Source organism: Serratia sp. NCCP-200 (genome assembly GCF_059697885.1).
Genome location: NZ_BAAKUJ010000003.1, coordinates 76,121 through 91,997 on the forward strand (window position 1 = coordinate 76,121; position 15,877 = coordinate 91,997).

Consider the following 15,877-nt stretch of genomic DNA (forward strand, 5'->3'; position numbering starts at 1 on the left):
TTTGGTTGGTTTTGCGGTTCAAATCACAAAAGTATAAATCATTGGTTGAGTAATGGTGGCCAAAAGGTCGAGAAGCCACCAGCTACACCTGTTGATCACAAAAGCATCATAAATAGGTACAAGCTCCCATTGGCCAGCGGTAAGCTGTGTTCATCACGGTAATACAGAGAGGGGATTGAATATGTACAAGACCATTTTAGTACCGGTAGATCTTGCAGAAGACGTATTGACTGAACATGCGCTCGAACACGTGGAGTATCTGGCCAAGATGTCTGGGGCCAAGGTGCATTTCTTCCATGCCTTGCCGGATGCTTCGGCGTTTGTGACCGCCTATTCGTTTGGCATCAAAGAGTTTGAAAATCAGGCTGAAGTGAAGGCGGTGGAGGGGTTGAAGAAGCTGATGGCGGGGATCGATCTGCCGTTGGAGCGTCTTTCTTATACCATCAGCTTCGGTTCGCCACGTGACGAGGTGTTACAACTTGCTGAGGAAATCTCAGCCGATCTGATCGTGATTGGCTCTCGCCGTCCTAGTGTCAAAACCTACCTGCTCGGCTCGAATGCGGCCGCCATTGTCCGCCACGCCAAGATCTCGGTGATGGTAGTCCGATAATCAGTAGTTAGTCTTCATCAAACCCGGCCCGCGCCTTGCGGGCCAATTACCCCAAAGAAAACGGTGCTTGCCAGCATGCCCGTGCAGATACTGCGCGAAAGGTGAGTTAATTCCTAGTCTATAGGGCTATTTATTCGCGTCACGAACAATAATGGGGTAATAAAAATCCCACAACATTATTAATGATTAAATGGGACTAATCCTATTGTTGTTTTTTCAACTAATGTTTAATGCGCTATAGTGAATGCTGGTAAAGTTAATGATAGAAAATATTCTGTTACGAAACTTATCATTCAACCGCTAAGGAGGGCTCTAATAACGCCGCCAAGCCGTTATCAGACCCCAAACGGGGGCCTGATAGCGCACGGATTATTGGCGGTAGGCGTGCTTGATCTGCTGAATACTGTTCTTGAAGATTTCAGCCTGATCCGGGTCATCTACCTGAGCGGCAAAACGTTCCAGATTGATGATCACTTTACCGGCATCAGCCTGGCCAATTGCCTTTAATATCAACGTCAAAGTCGCTTTGAGGCAGGCAACTTCGGTGGCCAGCGCTTGCGGGTTTGCAGACGTAGTGAAGTCAACGTTGCTCATTTTATCTCCTGAATTTTAAGGCATAAGCCTGAAGTGAAATGTGAAATGTGGTTTGATGCACAACAACCCGCTGCCGACTCACCCAGGCAGACCCCGTGCCTCATTTAGGGCGCGAAGTATATCACAGCATCGGCAGTTCGTATCGCTGAGGCCGCGTGGCGAGGGCACGATGCCCGTGAGGGCTGGTCGGCAGGGCATTTTTTTGCGCTAGTGGTGTAATTCCTTTGCATACTCATTTATAGTTAGCGACGGGATGTGTGCTTTCAGATAATGTGGATTTTATAAAGTAATACTGGCTTAATTCGACGTGATGAATAACTATTTCATCTGCAAGCTATTGACATTTAGGCTGGTTATTTTCTCTTGAAATGTCACCTTTTTCCCCGTCTACAACGGTTATGTATTCTGAATAAGCGTTTGCCTACAGCGGTTTGTACGTGATTAAAAATGGCGTAATTTTGTTATTTTTTTGTAATTCATATAGTTACGGGTGATAATTGGCAGGGTGATTATTATCTGGTTTTGTGAAAACAGCGATTAATTTTCCCGCCAGAAGGCGTAAAATGGCGTATCATGGTGGTAAGGTATTGAGCCTAATAGGCTTGATGGTTTTTTATCCGTTAACCAGTGCTTTAATCGTAACAAAGGTGGTACAGGGGTCGACAAACCTGGCCATAGTTAACCGAGAGTAAGTATTAATCTGTATTCATTCTTTGCTGAAAACCAAGTAATATCTGTTTAGATGACAGAGGCTGATTGATTGCGTTACTCCCTTATTTTGGAGAATTTTCCTTGATTAGCGTTCTTCTTGTTGATGACCACGAACTGGTGCGCGCAGGGATACGACGCATTCTTGAAGATATCAAAGGCATTAAAGTTGTTGGCGAAGCACAATGCGGTGAAGATGCCGTAAAATGGTGCCGCGGTAACACTGTCGATATCGTTTTGATGGATATGAATATGCCGGGTATTGGGGGGCTGGAAGCCACCCGTAAGATTGTGCGTTACACGCCCGATATCAAAGTCATCATGTTGACTATTCATACTGAGAATCCGTTGCCTGCCAAGGTGATGCAGGCGGGGGCGGCTGGCTATCTGAGCAAAGGCGCAGCACCGCAAGAGGTGATTAATGCGATCCGTTCGGTACATGCTGGCCAGCGCTACATCGCTTCGGACATCGCCCAGCAAATGGCATTAAGCCAGTTGGAGCCGCAGGCGGAAAACCCGTTCAGCACCTTGTCTGAGCGTGAATTACAAATTATGTTGATGATCACTAAAGGGAAGAAAGTGAATGAGATTTCAGAACAGCTGAATCTCAGCCCTAAAACAGTGAATAGTTATCGTTATCGTATGTTCACCAAGCTGAATATCAGCGGGGATGTTGAATTGACCCATCTGGCGATCAGACACGGGCTGTTCAACGCGGAGACATTGTTAAGCAGTGAATGATCGTTTTGATGCACCGGCATTTCTTAAAACCGTAACCAGTCAGCCTGGCGTTTATCGCATGTATGATCTGACGGGGACGGTGATCTATGTGGGTAAAGCCAAGGACCTGAAAAAACGTCTCGCAAGCTATTTTCGCACTCAGGTCAGTAGCCGCAAGACGGAAACGCTGGTCAAAAATATCGCGCAAATTGACGTTACCGTTACCCATACGGAAACCGAGGCGCTACTGTTGGAACATAATTATATCAAGCTGTATCAGCCCCGATATAACGTTCTGTTGCGTGACGATAAATCCTATCCGCTGATTTTTTTGAGTGCCGATAGCCACCCACGGCTGACGGTACACCGTGGTGCCAAGCATGCCAAAGGTGAATACTTTGGCCCGTTCCCCAATTCTTACGCCGTGCGTGAAACGCTGGCGCTGTTGCAAAAACTGTTCCCCGTGCGTCAATGCGATAACAGCGTCTACCGCAATCGCTCCCGTCCTTGCCTGCAGTATCAGATTGGCCGTTGTCTGGGGCCATGCGTTGCCGGTTTGGTGAGTGAGGAAGATTACCGCCAGCAAGTAGACTATGTTCGCCTGTTTTTGTCCGGTAAGGATCAGCAGGTCTTGCACCAGTTGATTGCGCGGATGGAAAACGCCAGCAAACTGCTCAATTTTGAAGAAGCTGCGCGCATCCGCGATCAGATCCAGGCGGTACGGCGAGTAACGGAAAAGCAGTTTGTCTCAGGAGACAGCGACGATCTGGACGTGATCGGCGTAGCTTTCGATGCGGGTATGGCCTGCGTACACGTGCTGTTTATTCGCCAGGGCAAGGTATTAGGCAGCCGCAGCTACTTCCCGAAAGTGCCGGGTGGTACAGAATTGAGTGAAGTGGTGCAAACCTTTGTGGGCCAGTTCTATTTACAAGGCAGCCAGGCGCGCACTTTGCCAGCCGAGATCCTGCTGGACTTTACGTTACCGGAAAAAGATCTGCTGGCTAGCTCGCTAAGCGAACTGGCTGGCCGCAAGATCCAGATCCAGAGCAAGCCGCGTGGTGATCGTGCCCGCTACTTGAAGCTGGCGCGTACCAACGCCTCGACGGCGCTAGTCACCAAGCTTTCTCAGCAATCGACTATCCATCAGCGGTTGGCGGAACTGGCTAAAACGCTGAACCTGACCGAAATAAACCGGATGGAGTGTTTCGATATCAGCCACACCATGGGGGAGCAGACAGTTGCTTCCTGCGTGGTGTTCGACAGCAATGGTCCATTGCGCTCGGAGTATCGGCGCTACAATATTACCGGCATCACGCCGGGTGATGACTATGCCGCGATGGCGCAAGTGCTGAAACGGCGCTATGGTAAAGCTCTGGAAGAGAGCAAGATCCCGGACGTCATCTTTATTGATGGCGGGAAAGGGCAACTGGGTATGGCGATTGACGTGTTCAATTCGCTGAACGTGACCTGGGACAAGAACAAACCATTGTTGATCGGTATTGCCAAAGGCAGCGATCGCAAAGCCGGGCTGGAGACGTTGTTCTTCGTCCCTGAGGGGGAGGGGATTTCGTTACCTTCGGACTCGCCGGCACTGCACGTGATCCAGCATATTCGTGATGACTCACACAACCATGCGATCACCGGCCATCGCCAGAAACGGGCGAAAGTCAAAAACACCAGCGCCTTGGAACTGATTGACGGCGTTGGGCCAAAACGGCGTCAGGTGCTGTTGAAGTATATGGGTGGACTTCAACCATTATTGAACGCCAGCGTTGAGGAAATTGCAAAAGTGCCGGGTATTTCACAAGCATTGGCAGAAAAGATCTACAATGCATTGAAACACTGAGGGCAATGTAGCAACATACTCTTAATTTCCACTCCAGCCAGATAGTTACCAGCATTATGCAATTGAATATACCGACTTGGCTTACCCTGTTCCGCGTAGTTTTGATCCCATTCTTCGTCCTGGCGTTTTACCTGCCGTTCGTCTGGGCTCCGATGCTCTGTGCGGTCATTTTCGTGTTTGCTGCTGTAACCGACTGGTTTGACGGCTTTTTAGCCCGTCGCTGGAAGCAGACAACCCGCTTTGGTGCGTTCCTCGACCCGGTTGCCGATAAGGTGATGGTGGCGGTGGCCCTGGTGCTGGTAGCGGAGCATTATCACACCTGGTGGATCACTCTGCCTGCGGCAACCATGATTGCCCGCGAGATCATTATCTCGTCGTTGCGCGAATGGATGGCGGAAATTGGCAAGCGCAGCAGCGTGGCGGTTTCGTGGATTGGCAAGGTGAAAACCATGGCGCAGATGATGTCATTGGTTGGCCTGTTGTGGCGGCCGGAGCCTACGGTGGAGTATCTGTCGTTCGGCTTGCTGTACATCGCCGCAGTGCTGACCTTCTGGTCAATGTTCCAATATTTGAACGCGGCACGCCGCGATTTGCTGGAACCTTGATCGAAGCGATGTAAAAATCGGCAAACGAACCCGGTGAGACAACAATTTTATTGACTCACCACGCCAGATAAGTAGAATGCATCGCATCAGACGGCAGCGGTGAGTTGCCAAAAGATTTAAAAAAATCAGCAAGTTCTGATTAATGCGGGAATAGCTCAGTTGGTAGAGCACGACCTTGCCAAGGTCGGGGTCGCGAGTTCGAGTCTCGTTTCCCGCTCCAAATTTAGTAAAGCTGGTGATTGCGAGCTTTAGCCTGCAAAGGCAAACAGAATTAAGGCGCGTTAACAAAGCGGTTATGTAGCGGATTGCAAATCCGTCTAGTCCGGTTCGACTCCGGAACGCGCCTCCAATTTTCCCGAGCCCGGGTGGTGAAATCGGTAGACACAAGGGATTTAAAATCCCTCGGCTTATGGCTGTGCGGGTTCAAGTCCCGCCCCGGGTACCAGGAAAATAAACTAAGAATAATCAAAGCAATATGTAGTAATGTCGTACCGCCGAGAGGCGGTTTTTTTGTGCCTGAAATCTGCTTTCCGAACATCTTCCGAAGATGATTTCCGAAGATCAATTCCGAAAGCAGCATATCCATTCACTTTTATTGATTACCCACCACAGGCACTATCTTAACTTTTCTGTCGTAAATTGCCGTTTGGCTCGAATTTTTGTGGCCTGATATTGCTTGTTTCTCACTGAGTGAACCCTCCAGATCCGAAATGCCTTTCGCCTTCAAATCGTGGAATGTGAAATCGATATCCAAGCTCGGGTTAGCAGCCTTGGCCGCCAGCTTCGCGTTACGCCATTTCGAGTTAAAGCCATCGCGCGTGTACCGGTTACCGTTCTGCTGATGGATTACATAGACGCTGGCGATACCGTTCGCAATGGGTACCGCGTCGGCCAGCTCCACGGCAGCGCGTAATCTATCGGACCAGGCTTTGATCTGCTTGGCTCCGGTCTTACCCTGGCAGATAAAGATCCCGGGCTCTAAAAGCTGGTCGCGGGTTAATGCGATTACATCGCTTTGCCTTGCGCAACAGAGATAAGCCAGCTCCATTACTGCGCGGACTGTATCGTCAGCAACGGCAAAAACAGCGGCATATTCAGCATCAGTGATATAGCGCTCACGAGCCTTTTCTTTGTACTGCCTGACGCCCTTACAGGGATTCCCTTTCACATATCCTCTCTCGTACCCCCAGCCAAATACCCGCGACATGAACGTTTTCTCCCGGTTCGCCTGTGTCTTACTTTTTAATCCGCGCTTATCCATATACCGCCTGACGTGCTCAGGTTTAATATTATCCGGGGCTACATCCCCGAATACCGGCATTAATTTGTTGGCGTATTTTTGGTAATCCTTCTGGGTTTCGAACGCCAAATCGGTAAACTCAGCCGAAGTAAGGAACCGATTGGACAGGGTTTTGAATGTTTCCTCGTTTTTCTGCTGTTCGATGTACTTCTCATACTCCAGCCATACCGTGGACTGAGCAGCATCAAGAGGGCATAGCTTTATCGTACGCCCGTTGTTATGCCGAAACTCATAGACGGAGCGGCCACGATATACACGTGGCGGCATCCAGTTATCAGCGTGGTTTTTTCTTTTTCCGGCCATTACATCGCCTCGAAATTAGGCTCTTTCGTGGCCGGTTTTTGCGGTTCGTTGCGATATTTAACAGGATTTAAAAAATGCCCCCAGGTGGTTTTAGGGTGGCCGTCGGGGCGCTCAATAAAGAATATGCCTGCGCGGCGTAATGCCTCACATTGCTTAGATTTATAATGATGACCGGTCAGCTCGATCATCTCCTCCTTTGTGATTATGTCGTGGTCGTTTTTCATGTTGGTCTTTCCCCGGTTTAACCATCAGGGCGATTGCGTCGTCGGTCACACGACACGCCCGGATGATATCTTCTTCACTGAGTTGTTTTTTCCGTACGCTTGCGGATAAGCGGCCTATCTTGATATCAAAATCTGAGAGTAGGCGCGCGCCTGGTTGCCATGCCTGCATTGTGGTTCCCCTTGGTTATTGGGTTGCCACAATGCAGGGGAAGGGCCCTTATTTCTGATTAGGCGTAATTACTTTTTTAAAGGCTTCTTTCTCGCGAACTAGCCTGACTTTTTTCGGGAAATGGAAAGAGAGTTCACTGCGACTTTCCACCTGGATGATCCCTGTTTCACCATCGGAGAAGGTTACGTGTACGGCGTCGCCTTTGGCTAAATACATTCTCAGCATTATTGTTGCCTCGATAGTGGCCCCAGTGGTGGGGCCGGGTGATTATCGGACTTGCAGCGTACGTTCTCCGATCTCGATGTGGGCGCCCTTGACGTCCACTCCGCACTCGATCGCTTCCTTGATGGCCTTTTTATCTGGCGCAACGAGGGTTTGCACGGCGACTAACTCATCTGGCAACAAATCCACGTTATCGATCACTACACTGACGGAGCCTTTTCGTGCAGTAAACGTATTGGCTACGGTCTTTAACTTGTCCTGGCCAGACGCAAGTAAACACGTCAGCACATACTGCCGGATGGATTTAGCGCGGTTCTCGAATGACTTTTTACGATCCGCCAGGCGTTTAACTTCTTCGTCAACGGTCTTGGCTAAACCTTCGAGGTTGCGAACGTAGGTATAAGCGGCGTCCAACTTATCGCCAAGTGCGCCCTCGATACCTTCCAGCGTATCCGCGATCATTTCCGGGGTAAGCTCGTCGGAGGTTTCGACCAACTGCTGCAGCTTGGCGTAATCAGATGCTAATGCGATGGCTGTGATGCTCATTGGGTTTTCTCCTCGGAAGCGGAAAGGGCTTTGATGCGTTCATCTTTCAGGGTGGTGAGACGGCGTAGGCGGCCAGCCAAGTATTTGGCGTGCTCTGTATCGCCTTTGCCCTCGGCGGCTTTACGGTGGGCGTCCACTTCACGGGCGATCGAGGCGTGTACTTTGTTGGCCTCGTTAACCGTTACGGCCTTGCTGATTGTCTCGGCGACTTTGGTCAGCTTCTCGTCCAGCTCTTCACGTAGCCGGGTAACACCTTCGGCCTTGTCGCTGGCGTTCTTGAGGGCAAACTCGGCGTCGTTCTCTTGGCGGTAGTTAACATCGTCATACAGACCGAGGAACACGTCGGCAGAGAAACCAAGCTGTGAAAGAGCTTTTTTGGTGGCGTCAGTCAGCGACTTTTTAGGTGCTTCACCGTCACTCACGGGGCCATACTTGGTTGAGTAGATATAAGGGGTGCAGCCGTAGGACGGTATCACGGCGGTTTTTCCGCCTTGTTCGAACCACAGGTTTATTCTCACTGTATGGTTAACCTCGCAAAGGTACCCCCCGACACCGTTAGGAATAACGCCTTTGATTACGGTGCCATCCTCCTGCTTGATGGGTTGCATGATTGGCGCACCGTTATCGAAACGTTCCTCGACAACTTCAACGCCCCAGTTGATACCCTGCGGGCCGAAAAGCTTGGTGGCCTCCATGACCATGTAGGTACCATTGATCGACGTCCCGCCGCCATTATTGGAAAACGCCTTTGTGTGTTTAGGGTCGGTCTTATAAACCTTGTTCCAGATAGCCAGGTTATCGCGCTCTTCCGGCTGCTGTTCAGCGAAAAACTGCTCTACCAAGTTTGCGCGCTGCTGGAAATCATCTGCCTTAATCTGTTCGGCCAACTGGGTGGCTTCAACGGCGAGTTCCTCCGCACGCTGCAACATTTCGCTTTTCTGCTTTGGCTCCGTTGCATATACGCCGTAACCCAGGTTATCCAGCGCCTCTTTAGCCTGCAGGGCGGCCGCATCGCTGACCGGTTCGGTGGTGGCCACTTCCGTTTTTTCACCATCATTTGAGGCAGTGATCGGCTGTTCGTCAATCAGACCTTCGACGCTAAATTTACCGTCACCAAGATTAGAAACCTCAGGTTCTTTGGTCTTAGCTGCTGGCTGGCGGCCAAGGTTGGCGTTGATATATTCCCGATGGCTGGTTGGGAACTGATGCAAATCAGGTTTAGCGGCGCGGATCAGTTCGAAGATTTGTGCGCGGGAAAACTCCAGAACACCAGTAGTTTTGCGGAGCATTGCCGACCACTCTTTCCATGGGCTTTCTTTTTTAGCCACAACCTCTTTTACTCTGCGATGGATAGCGAGCGGTATGTTAAAAATATCGAAGTCCATTGGTAGCAGAGCCGCGCCAATTTCGTAATCGAGGGTATCTAAAGTGTGTGGGTAGCCTCGATCATCTTTGTTTGGTACGCCAGCTGTTGCGCCAGTTTCAGTGCGCTCTACTTTAGTGCTGGTGATGGTCGGGCTGCCAAGTTTGATTTTTTCCCGCTCACTCGGATTACTCACCCACTCCTGAGCAAATGCCAAAATGTCAGCCTTTGCAGGAACGGCTTCACCAGCTTGTTCGAATATGGCAGAAACAAGTCTATAAACTGCGCTTGGATACATGGCGCCGACCTGCGTCACAGACACCAGAGCATCGATCACCTCACGCATGCCGGTATCATCAGGTGTATCTTCGTCATTGAGCATATCGACAACCAGCGATAGCTGGCTATTATCGATCTCACCTTCACCGTACATCACAACCGCGGCGATCCTGACGTTTGCGGGCTGTTCCATCAAATCGACAGGCCCGGCCGGTGGCGCATCAACTGCACGCGGTTGCCAGCATTTAAGCTCACTATTAAGCTCGTTATCGATAGCAAACTGTTCATCGAAAACACCAACAGCAGGACGGGGGCAGCCAGGCTGATCTTCAACAATTTCTGGCTTGAGGAAGTTATCTGCAGCGGCTGGATAAGCCTCCCACAGCTTGCCGGTGGCCATTACTTCTGCCGCCTTTTTGTTCGGTGCTTCAAGAGCAATAACTAACGCTATCGCCCCGTTGTTTCTGGCCTTTTTGCTCGGCTCAAATTTAACGATTTGAATAGACATGGTTGGTCTTTCCTTTGGTTGTTACACGCTGGTTAGGCGCGGTTAGTATTGGCCTGTTTTCGCTAGGCGAATGGCTGCTTTAACGCTGGATTTGGGCAGGCGTACGGCTTTGAATTCACCCTTAACCGCATTCGCGTAAATCATGCCGGTGGTAGGGTAGAACTCAACGCGGCGCTTACCGCCAATAATGGTGATGTGCTTTGTGCCGTGGCTGTAATCGCAGTTGTTCTCATGCTCGAAAACAGAGAGGCCCGCAGCGATGATTTTGTCGATAACAGAGTTGATATCCATGGCTCACCTCAATACGGCAGTTCGTCAACGGTTACCGGGCAATGCTCGATACAAAGAAGCTGCTGGATCTGATCATCGATGGTGGCGATCTGGAGGTAGGTCGCTTGGGTTAGGCTGGCCTTTTGGGCCTGCAGCGCTTCAACCTGTTTTCCGATGATATCGATCGGCTCGGGCTGGTTAATGTCGATGAAGATTTGGCGGGTTTCAATCAACACGTTGCCACGGAAAGACGACATATCAGATGTGCTGACATAGAAGCCTTCGGATAATGGATATGTGGTAACGTGGATGTACAGCGTGACTGGTATCTGTAGTGCTTTCATAGCAACTCCGATATAATTAACGTAGATCAGTGGCGTAAGCCGTTGGTCTTTCCTAAGTAAGGTCGGGGTGGTTCCCGGCACCCTCTCAATGGGGTGGTTCCCGTTGAGGTAATTAAGCCCGCTTCGGTGGGCTTTTTTACGTCTAAAGGTTGCCGGTTACGTTATCCGGCGTCGTTTCGCTGGTCAGGCTCTACGACCGTATTCGCCCTGGTGAGGCAGTTGGTCTTTCCTAGAAGTGCCGGTTACGCTTTCCGGCGTCGCTTTACCTTTTCAGGAGTTACGACCGCATTCACGAGGCATAACGTTTGGGTTGCTGTGGCAAGGTAATCATGGACTTTATGCATCACGCGTTAAGAGGTCGGTTCTCCATTGCCACAACATCCCAAATTCTTTTAACGCTTAGGTACTACTTGGTAATCGCGACCGGTAAGGCGGGCATAATCTTCGGCCTGCTTACGGGTTGGGTAGGTGTTGCCGTTTACCCATGAGCCGCTTTGGCGATACTGAATCTGGAAACTTTTTGCTGATTTTTTGGTGGCTCTCATAGCACTCCCCTTTGTGTTCTTTCACACCGTCAGAACTTGTTTATCTGAACAACCGCTGCATTGTTGTGCGCTGTTGATGGAATGAAGCTTAACTAAAGGTAAGTAATTGGTCAATAAAAATTACTTACAAAAAGTTAAGTTGCAAGTTGATGAGGGGTAATTTATTGAATTTTAGATTATTTTTTCTTTGAGTTTTTTCTTGCCATGAGCAGCTCTTCGAACAAAGCGTTGAATCCATCAACCTTGAGTTCGAGATCCGCGATGTGCCTTTCTTTCTCGGATTCGGGAAGAGAGTCAAATAGGTCTAATAATTTTTGTTGTCTTTCATCCAATTCGGTCGGTAGCTCATCAACAGGTAGTGGAGTGCTGGCTTCATCCCCGTACAGCAACCAAGTCGGAGTGCATTTTAGCACTTTGGCCAGGCTGAAAAGGTTCTTTCCCTTTGGCTCTGTATCGCCATTCTCCCACTTGAAAATAGTGACGTGCGAAACCTTCACAGCATCGGCAAGTTTCTGCTGTGACATTTTAAGTTCAGTTCTACGCGCTTTAATGCGCTCGTGCAGCGTTTCGATTTTCATAGGGGTTAATATAAATTAATTTGACTTAGCATATGTTAAGTCATAAAGTCCTAATCAAAGTTAATGACAGGAGGTGAACGTGTTAAAAGACCACGCAATAGAATTCTTCGTCAGCAAAACCAAGCTGGCCAAGGCCGCAGGTGTTTCCCAAGCCGCTGTATCTCGCTGGGGAGATCTCATTCCGGAACGCTGTGCAGCTCGCCTTGAGAAAGTAACAGGCGGTGCTCTTAAGTATGACCCAGCTTTGTACGGTGGTGAGAAACACTCACCAGACGCAGCTTAACAACGACAACCACCGAAATCTGATTACGCGTAATCAAGTTTCGAGCGACAGGAGACGCGACAAGTGGAAAACATCGAAAAACTGAAAAGCGAAATTGCAGGGTGGGCGGCAGAACGTGGCCAGGAACATGTGGCGATCGAGATAACGCGCATGTGGCAGTTGTTCGGTACCGAGTCAAAAACAGTACGGCTGTACCCGATTGAAGACGAGTTCGGGCGTGCTGACTGGCGGGCGATCAACACCAATCGGCAAGCAATATTCCGGTGGCTGCGTGGTGAGTCGAAAGCATCCAGGGCAAAGATCCGGGAAATGGCCGACGCAATGGCCGCAGCGCTGCCTGCAGAGCGACGAGCGCGTTTAGGTGGGGCATCGGTTCAATATTTACTGTCAGTGGCCATACGGGAGTTTGCAGCGGCGATTATCGCGATCCTCCTGGGTGCCAACGATACACCGCAGTTGATTGCCGGAGCACTGAACGCATTGCAGAACACCCAACGCCTGACCAGCGTTTAACCGACCGCACTAGGAAAGACCAACATGCTTAATTCTATCGATCGCATTACCTGGCGTAACGGGTACCGGTTGAACGGTGATCCTGTTCCGTTGGAAGAAATCGAACACATTTTCGAAGGGCGGCGCATTGCGGCTCTATCGATCTGGGAACAATACGAGCAGAGCAAGGCAGCGCTGCAGAATCTTAAACTGACGCCGGAGCAGTACCAGGACGCTTGCCGCCAGATCGCGGAAGCGCTGGGGGCCTAAACATGAGCATGAACCTGATGGCGCAAGCCATGAGCATCAAGGTAGGTAATCCCTTGCGTAAGCTGGTGCTGATCAAGTTGGCCGACAATGCCAACGATCAGGGGGAATGCTGGCCATCGGTACCTTACATCGCAGAACAGTGTGAAGTATCCGAGCGTTCTGTACAGAACCACATTCAGCAACTGGTGAAAGATGGTTTCGTACGTGTAGAAATACGCAAGGCAGAGAACGGTCTGAACCGGTCAAATATCTATCACATTACCTTAAAGCGTGGTGGTGCAAATGCTGCACCATATGGTGAATTTCCTGCACCCCCTGGTGCAAATGCTGCACCGGTAGATGGTGCAGGAGCTGCACCCAGAACCAGTCACTCTTTAGAACCAGTCATAGAACCTATTGATACTGGATCAGCTGACGCTGACCCCCAGGAACCGCCAGCAGATGATCGAATGAATTATCAGGTGATACTCGACGCCTATCACGAAATCCTGCCAGAAATGGCAGAGGTACGGGTATTAACCGACTCACGCAAGAAAACCATTCGTAACTTCTGGAAGAAATTTAAATTCAACCAGGACCGCTGGGTAGCCTATCTGCGCTACATCGCTGTGCATTGCCGCTGGATGCTGGAAGACCGGCCAAACGGCAGGGATGGTTTCTGGAAGCGTAAGAACCTGGATTACCTGATCACTGAGCGTTGCTACGTGGCCGTGAAAGAGGAGCGGGCCAATGACCGATAATCTGCCACAACCACCGTACAACATCGATGTTGAACAGGCCGTTCTAGGCAGCCTAATGCACAACACCGAAGAGGATAGGGCGGCCACGGTATTCGGCCTGGTAAAACCGGAATCGTTCTACCTTGCCTCGCACAGAGCGATTTTCGCTGAACTACGTACGCTGGCGAACGCCAGTAAGCCAACAGATCTAATCAGCCTGAGTGACGCGCTCGAAAGTAAGGGGTTATTGGAACAGGTGGGGGGATTTGCTTACCTGGCCGAAACGGGCCGCAAAGCCAGCGTGTATGCCATGACCAGCTATGCCCATGCCATTCGAGAAAAAGCGGTTCTGCGGTATGCACTCGAAAAACTTTACGCCTGCGTCGAAATGGTTGGAGCGAATAACGGCATGGACGCGGCAAGTAAGCTGGCCAGCGTGCAGCAGTTGATCACCGCCGTTAGCGATCATGCCAAAACCGGAAAGCGTGGCGGCCTGCGTCCGGCTGGCGAAATTGTTGGTGAGTGGGTTGATGATATTAGACGCCGATTTGATGACCCAGAAGGTGCCGCCGGTCTAACGTTGGGAATTGAAAGCCTGGATCGCTTGATGTACCCAAAACAGGCCTTGCGCGGTTCCCTGGTAGTTATCGGCGCTCGACCAAAAATGGGCAAGACAGCCACATACAACAAAATCGCCACTCACTTCGCATTGAATCACCGCCTGCCAACGTTGGTTTTCAGTTTGGAAATGACGGATCGAGGGATCATCGAGCGCATGGTTGCCCAAGAGGCGGGTGTTAAATCTGAGATTTTTTACGTGGGCGCTAACACCGAAAGCGAGATGTCACTCGCAATGGCCAAGGCGATGGAGCTATCAGAATCCAACTTGATGATCGACAGCACCCCTGGCGCCACATTAGCGCATGTTGTTGCCGAGTGCAGGAAGGTAAAGCGCCAGCGCGGCTCTATCGGTCTGGTTGCAATCGACTATCTCACCCTAATGAAAGCAGAGGCCGCAGAACGGCGTGATATTGCATATGGTGACATCACCACCGGATTGAAGAACTTGGCGAAAGAGCTGGATTGCGTCGTTCTGCTACTAACCCAACTCAACCGCAAACTTGAAGAGCGTGCCGACAAACGCCCGGTACCTAGCGACAGTAAAGACACTGGACAGATTGAGCAGGATTGCGATGTTTGGATCGGGCTATATCGCGATGCCATTTACAACAAGAAATCAGACAAGGAGCTGATGGAGTTAATTTTACGATACAACCGTGAAGGTGCCAGCGGAACAGCACACGCCTTGATGGTGGATGGATACATCAAAGACGTCTCAGACCAGGAGGCAGAACGCCGATCTCAGACCGGCCAAGAGAGAACCCGAAAGTACGCTAAAGACGATAAAAAAGTAGACGCATTCTAACCGCGCCTGACCAGCGCGTAATAACCAAACCAACAGGAAAGACCAACATGCATACTGAAATTGTTTACGCAAAATCCCCTTCAATGATCGATGACGGTTGCGACCACACCGCGCTGATTATCTGGAACATGAATTCTCAGGCTCGCGCCCGTACACGTTCGCCGTTCGTCCCTGCGCCGGTACCCGTCCAGGTGATGCGGCCGAAGTTTGATCGCAAAGCTACCAGCAAAAAGGCCGCCGAGAAGAAAATCAAGAAACCGGGATTCCCAGCCGAAAAACTGGTAGAGGTCATGCTCGGTAAAACCTTATCGCATTCCAGTATTTTAGCCGCTCTTGATATCAACGCTCCTGAGCACGGTTTGACTAAACACGGCTTGCAGACCCGTATCACTGCAATGCTGAAATCTCCCCACTGCCAACTCACCCGGCATGAAAAACCAATCCCTGAGTTCACTCTCACTTACGTCGATCCGCAGTATTACGTCAACTCGGACCGCGCTGCCAAAGTGCTGAGGTAACACATGGCCGGGCAATCGGATTACCTCCCGCCCGGCTTACCGTTCAATCGCGGAGCCTGGCCGCAGGAATATCGGGATCTGGAAAATCTCGATCTGCGCGCCAGTGGCTTAATCAAATACCTGTATGCGCGGAAAGTTACCCGCAAAGCGGTTGAAGAGGCGATCGACGCGGTACCGGAACAGCACCAGGAGCATTTCAGAGCACGCCTGAATTACTGGCGTGATCAGAGAGATAATAGAGGGAGATCGTGAAGAGATTATCAATCGGCGTTTGGGTGTTCTTGGGCTGCTATGTGGCTGTGCTGGTTGTCTGCATGGTTGCTTTGGTAGCGCAGTTACTGTAGGTGGTTAAGTTAGGAGTACCTAATATTATGGGGACTTATTGGCTTGGTTGTGCTCTGTTATCTATAAAACGCTTATGGTTATGATATGAGA

General features: G+C 50.4%; 22 protein-coding genes and 3 tRNA genes. 14 read left to right on the forward strand and 11 right to left on the reverse strand.

Features of this window, described 5'->3' with window-relative positions:
* Positions 1-181 precede the first annotated feature (181 nt).
* Complete coding sequence (locus tag AC6HVW_RS10415) at positions 182-610, forward strand: universal stress protein (RefSeq protein ID WP_021178353.1); 429 nt, start codon at positions 182-184, stop codon at positions 608-610.
* 369 nt (positions 611-979) lie between these two features.
* Here the strand turns inward: AC6HVW_RS10415 and AC6HVW_RS10420 are convergent, their stop codons facing one another.
* Positions 980-1,204, reverse strand: a complete 225-nt coding sequence (locus AC6HVW_RS10420; protein ID WP_021178352.1) for a DUF2594 family protein — start codon at positions 1,202-1,204, stop codon at positions 980-982.
* Between the two features lie 792 nt (positions 1,205-1,996).
* Here AC6HVW_RS10420 and uvrY point away from each other — a divergent pair.
* The 6 genes from uvrY (at position 1,997) to AC6HVW_RS10450 (ending at position 5,528) form a co-directional block, all read left to right on the forward strand.
* Positions 1,997-2,653, forward strand: a complete 657-nt coding sequence (gene uvrY / locus AC6HVW_RS10425) for a UvrY/SirA/GacA family response regulator transcription factor (RefSeq protein ID WP_021178351.1) — start codon at positions 1,997-1,999, stop codon at positions 2,651-2,653.
* On the forward strand, positions 2,646-4,478 hold the full coding sequence (uvrC, locus tag AC6HVW_RS10430) for an excinuclease ABC subunit UvrC (protein WP_071680541.1): 1,833 nt from the start codon (positions 2,646-2,648) through the stop codon (positions 4,476-4,478). Before uvrY ends, uvrC begins: the two co-directional genes overlap by 8 nt.
* A 56-nt stretch (positions 4,479-4,534) precedes the next feature.
* A complete protein-coding gene (gene pgsA / locus AC6HVW_RS10435) occupies positions 4,535-5,083 on the forward strand; it encodes a CDP-diacylglycerol--glycerol-3-phosphate 3-phosphatidyltransferase (protein WP_021804755.1) in 549 nt (182 codons plus the stop codon).
* Between the two features lie 144 nt (positions 5,084-5,227).
* Positions 5,228-5,303: transfer RNA gene (locus AC6HVW_RS10440), tRNA-Gly, on the forward strand.
* Between the two features lie 55 nt (positions 5,304-5,358).
* Positions 5,359-5,432: transfer RNA gene (locus tag AC6HVW_RS10445), tRNA-Cys, on the forward strand.
* Between the two features lie 10 nt (positions 5,433-5,442).
* Positions 5,443-5,528, forward strand: a tRNA-Leu gene (locus AC6HVW_RS10450).
* 147 nt (positions 5,529-5,675) lie between these two features.
* Here the strand turns inward: AC6HVW_RS10450 and AC6HVW_RS10455 are convergent.
* From AC6HVW_RS10455 to AC6HVW_RS10500, 10 genes are all read right to left on the reverse strand, one after another.
* The gene (locus AC6HVW_RS10455) at positions 5,676-6,686 is read right to left on the reverse strand and encodes a tyrosine-type recombinase/integrase (RefSeq protein ID WP_497569382.1); all 1,011 of its coding nucleotides are present in this window, start codon (positions 6,684-6,686) and stop codon (positions 5,676-5,678) included.
* The gene (locus AC6HVW_RS10460) at positions 6,686-6,910 is read right to left on the reverse strand and encodes a DUF4224 domain-containing protein (protein WP_497569383.1); all 225 of its coding nucleotides are present in this window, start codon (positions 6,908-6,910) and stop codon (positions 6,686-6,688) included. The genes AC6HVW_RS10455 and AC6HVW_RS10460 overlap by 1 nt, the downstream gene beginning before the upstream one ends.
* Positions 6,846-7,079, reverse strand: a complete 234-nt coding sequence (locus AC6HVW_RS10465) for a hypothetical protein (RefSeq protein ID WP_497569384.1) — start codon at positions 7,077-7,079, stop codon at positions 6,846-6,848. Before AC6HVW_RS10465 ends, AC6HVW_RS10460 begins: the two co-directional genes overlap by 65 nt.
* A 48-nt stretch (positions 7,080-7,127) precedes the next feature.
* Positions 7,128-7,304, reverse strand: coding sequence for a hypothetical protein (locus AC6HVW_RS10470; protein ID WP_497569385.1), 177 nt, complete (start codon positions 7,302-7,304; stop codon positions 7,128-7,130).
* 42 nt (positions 7,305-7,346) lie between these two features.
* Positions 7,347-7,847 (reverse strand): siphovirus Gp157 family protein, encoded by a 501-nt coding sequence (locus AC6HVW_RS10475; protein WP_497569386.1) that lies wholly within the window; start codon positions 7,845-7,847, stop codon positions 7,347-7,349.
* Complete coding sequence (locus tag AC6HVW_RS10480; RefSeq protein WP_497569387.1) at positions 7,844-9,997, reverse strand: RecE-related exodeoxyribonuclease; 2,154 nt, start codon at positions 9,995-9,997, stop codon at positions 7,844-7,846. The genes AC6HVW_RS10475 and AC6HVW_RS10480 overlap by 4 nt, the downstream gene beginning before the upstream one ends.
* A gap of 42 nt (positions 9,998-10,039) precedes the next feature.
* Positions 10,040-10,288, reverse strand: coding sequence for a hypothetical protein (locus AC6HVW_RS10485; protein WP_497569388.1), 249 nt, complete (start codon positions 10,286-10,288; stop codon positions 10,040-10,042).
* 8 nt (positions 10,289-10,296) lie between these two features.
* Positions 10,297-10,611, reverse strand: a complete 315-nt coding sequence (locus AC6HVW_RS10490; protein WP_497569389.1) for a hypothetical protein — start codon at positions 10,609-10,611, stop codon at positions 10,297-10,299.
* Between the two features lie 392 nt (positions 10,612-11,003).
* Positions 11,004-11,156: a hypothetical protein gene (locus AC6HVW_RS10495; RefSeq protein WP_497569390.1), complete on the reverse strand. Its 153-nt coding sequence runs from the start codon at positions 11,154-11,156 to the stop codon at positions 11,004-11,006.
* Between the two features lie 176 nt (positions 11,157-11,332).
* Positions 11,333-11,734 (reverse strand): helix-turn-helix domain-containing protein, encoded by a 402-nt coding sequence (locus tag AC6HVW_RS10500; RefSeq protein WP_261282123.1) that lies wholly within the window; start codon positions 11,732-11,734, stop codon positions 11,333-11,335.
* Between the two features lie 79 nt (positions 11,735-11,813).
* On the opposite strand from AC6HVW_RS10500, the gene AC6HVW_RS10505 reads away from it, so the two are divergent.
* From AC6HVW_RS10505 to AC6HVW_RS10535, 7 genes are all read left to right on the forward strand, one after another.
* Complete coding sequence (locus AC6HVW_RS10505) at positions 11,814-12,017, forward strand: Cro/CI family transcriptional regulator (RefSeq protein WP_261282124.1); 204 nt, start codon at positions 11,814-11,816, stop codon at positions 12,015-12,017.
* A 63-nt stretch (positions 12,018-12,080) separates the two neighbouring features.
* Positions 12,081-12,530 carry a toxin YdaT family protein gene (locus tag AC6HVW_RS10510; protein WP_497569391.1) on the forward strand — a complete coding sequence of 150 codons (450 nt, stop codon included), beginning with the start codon at positions 12,081-12,083 and terminating at the stop codon, positions 12,528-12,530.
* Positions 12,531-12,554: 24 nt separating this feature from the next.
* A complete protein-coding gene (locus tag AC6HVW_RS10515; protein ID WP_497569392.1) occupies positions 12,555-12,779 on the forward strand; it encodes a hypothetical protein in 225 nt (74 codons plus the stop codon).
* Between the two features lie 2 nt (positions 12,780-12,781).
* Positions 12,782-13,519: a helix-turn-helix domain-containing protein gene (locus tag AC6HVW_RS10520; RefSeq protein ID WP_497569393.1), complete on the forward strand. Its 738-nt coding sequence runs from the start codon at positions 12,782-12,784 to the stop codon at positions 13,517-13,519.
* On the forward strand, positions 13,509-14,924 hold the full coding sequence (locus AC6HVW_RS10525) for a DnaB-like helicase C-terminal domain-containing protein (protein WP_497569394.1): 1,416 nt from the start codon (positions 13,509-13,511) through the stop codon (positions 14,922-14,924). Before AC6HVW_RS10520 ends, AC6HVW_RS10525 begins: the two co-directional genes overlap by 11 nt.
* A 47-nt stretch (positions 14,925-14,971) precedes the next feature.
* Positions 14,972-15,442 carry a hypothetical protein gene (locus AC6HVW_RS10530; RefSeq protein WP_497569395.1) on the forward strand — a complete coding sequence of 157 codons (471 nt, stop codon included), beginning with the start codon at positions 14,972-14,974 and terminating at the stop codon, positions 15,440-15,442.
* 3 nt (positions 15,443-15,445) lie between these two features.
* Positions 15,446-15,694, forward strand: a complete 249-nt coding sequence (locus tag AC6HVW_RS10535; RefSeq protein WP_497569396.1) for a hypothetical protein — start codon at positions 15,446-15,448, stop codon at positions 15,692-15,694.
* Positions 15,695-15,877 lie beyond the last annotated feature (183 nt).

Bases quoted from the DNA above. Each gene is read 5' to 3' on its own strand.
- AC6HVW_RS10415 (WP_021178353.1), top strand. From the start codon at position 182: ATGTACAAGACCATTTTAGTACCGGTAGATCTTGCAGAAGACGTATTG.
- AC6HVW_RS10420 (WP_021178352.1), bottom strand. From the start codon at position 1,204: ATGAGCAACGTTGACTTCACTACGTCTGCAAACCCGCAAGCGCTGGCC.
- pgsA (WP_021804755.1), top strand. From the start codon at position 4,535: ATGCAATTGAATATACCGACTTGGCTTACCCTGTTCCGCGTAGTTTTG.
- AC6HVW_RS10455 (WP_497569382.1), bottom strand. From the start codon at position 6,686: ATGGCCGGAAAAAGAAAAAACCACGCTGATAACTGGATGCCGCCACGT.
- AC6HVW_RS10460 (WP_497569383.1), bottom strand. From the start codon at position 6,910: ATGAAAAACGACCACGACATAATCACAAAGGAGGAGATGATCGAGCTG.
- AC6HVW_RS10465 (WP_497569384.1), bottom strand. From the start codon at position 7,079: ATGCAGGCATGGCAACCAGGCGCGCGCCTACTCTCAGATTTTGATATC.
- AC6HVW_RS10470 (WP_497569385.1), bottom strand. From the start codon at position 7,304: ATGCTGAGAATGTATTTAGCCAAAGGCGACGCCGTACACGTAACCTTC.
- AC6HVW_RS10475 (WP_497569386.1), bottom strand. From the start codon at position 7,847: ATGAGCATCACAGCCATCGCATTAGCATCTGATTACGCCAAGCTGCAG.
- AC6HVW_RS10480 (WP_497569387.1), bottom strand. From the start codon at position 9,997: ATGTCTATTCAAATCGTTAAATTTGAGCCGAGCAAAAAGGCCAGAAAC.
- AC6HVW_RS10485 (WP_497569388.1), bottom strand. From the start codon at position 10,288: ATGGATATCAACTCTGTTATCGACAAAATCATCGCTGCGGGCCTCTCT.
- AC6HVW_RS10490 (WP_497569389.1), bottom strand. From the start codon at position 10,611: ATGAAAGCACTACAGATACCAGTCACGCTGTACATCCACGTTACCACA.
- AC6HVW_RS10495 (WP_497569390.1), bottom strand. From the start codon at position 11,156: ATGAGAGCCACCAAAAAATCAGCAAAAAGTTTCCAGATTCAGTATCGC.
- AC6HVW_RS10500 (WP_261282123.1), bottom strand. From the start codon at position 11,734: ATGAAAATCGAAACGCTGCACGAGCGCATTAAAGCGCGTAGAACTGAA.
- AC6HVW_RS10515 (WP_497569392.1), top strand. From the start codon at position 12,555: ATGCTTAATTCTATCGATCGCATTACCTGGCGTAACGGGTACCGGTTG.
- AC6HVW_RS10520 (WP_497569393.1), top strand. From the start codon at position 12,782: ATGAGCATGAACCTGATGGCGCAAGCCATGAGCATCAAGGTAGGTAAT.
- AC6HVW_RS10525 (WP_497569394.1), top strand. From the start codon at position 13,509: ATGACCGATAATCTGCCACAACCACCGTACAACATCGATGTTGAACAG.
- AC6HVW_RS10530 (WP_497569395.1), top strand. From the start codon at position 14,972: ATGCATACTGAAATTGTTTACGCAAAATCCCCTTCAATGATCGATGAC.
- AC6HVW_RS10535 (WP_497569396.1), top strand. From the start codon at position 15,446: ATGGCCGGGCAATCGGATTACCTCCCGCCCGGCTTACCGTTCAATCGC.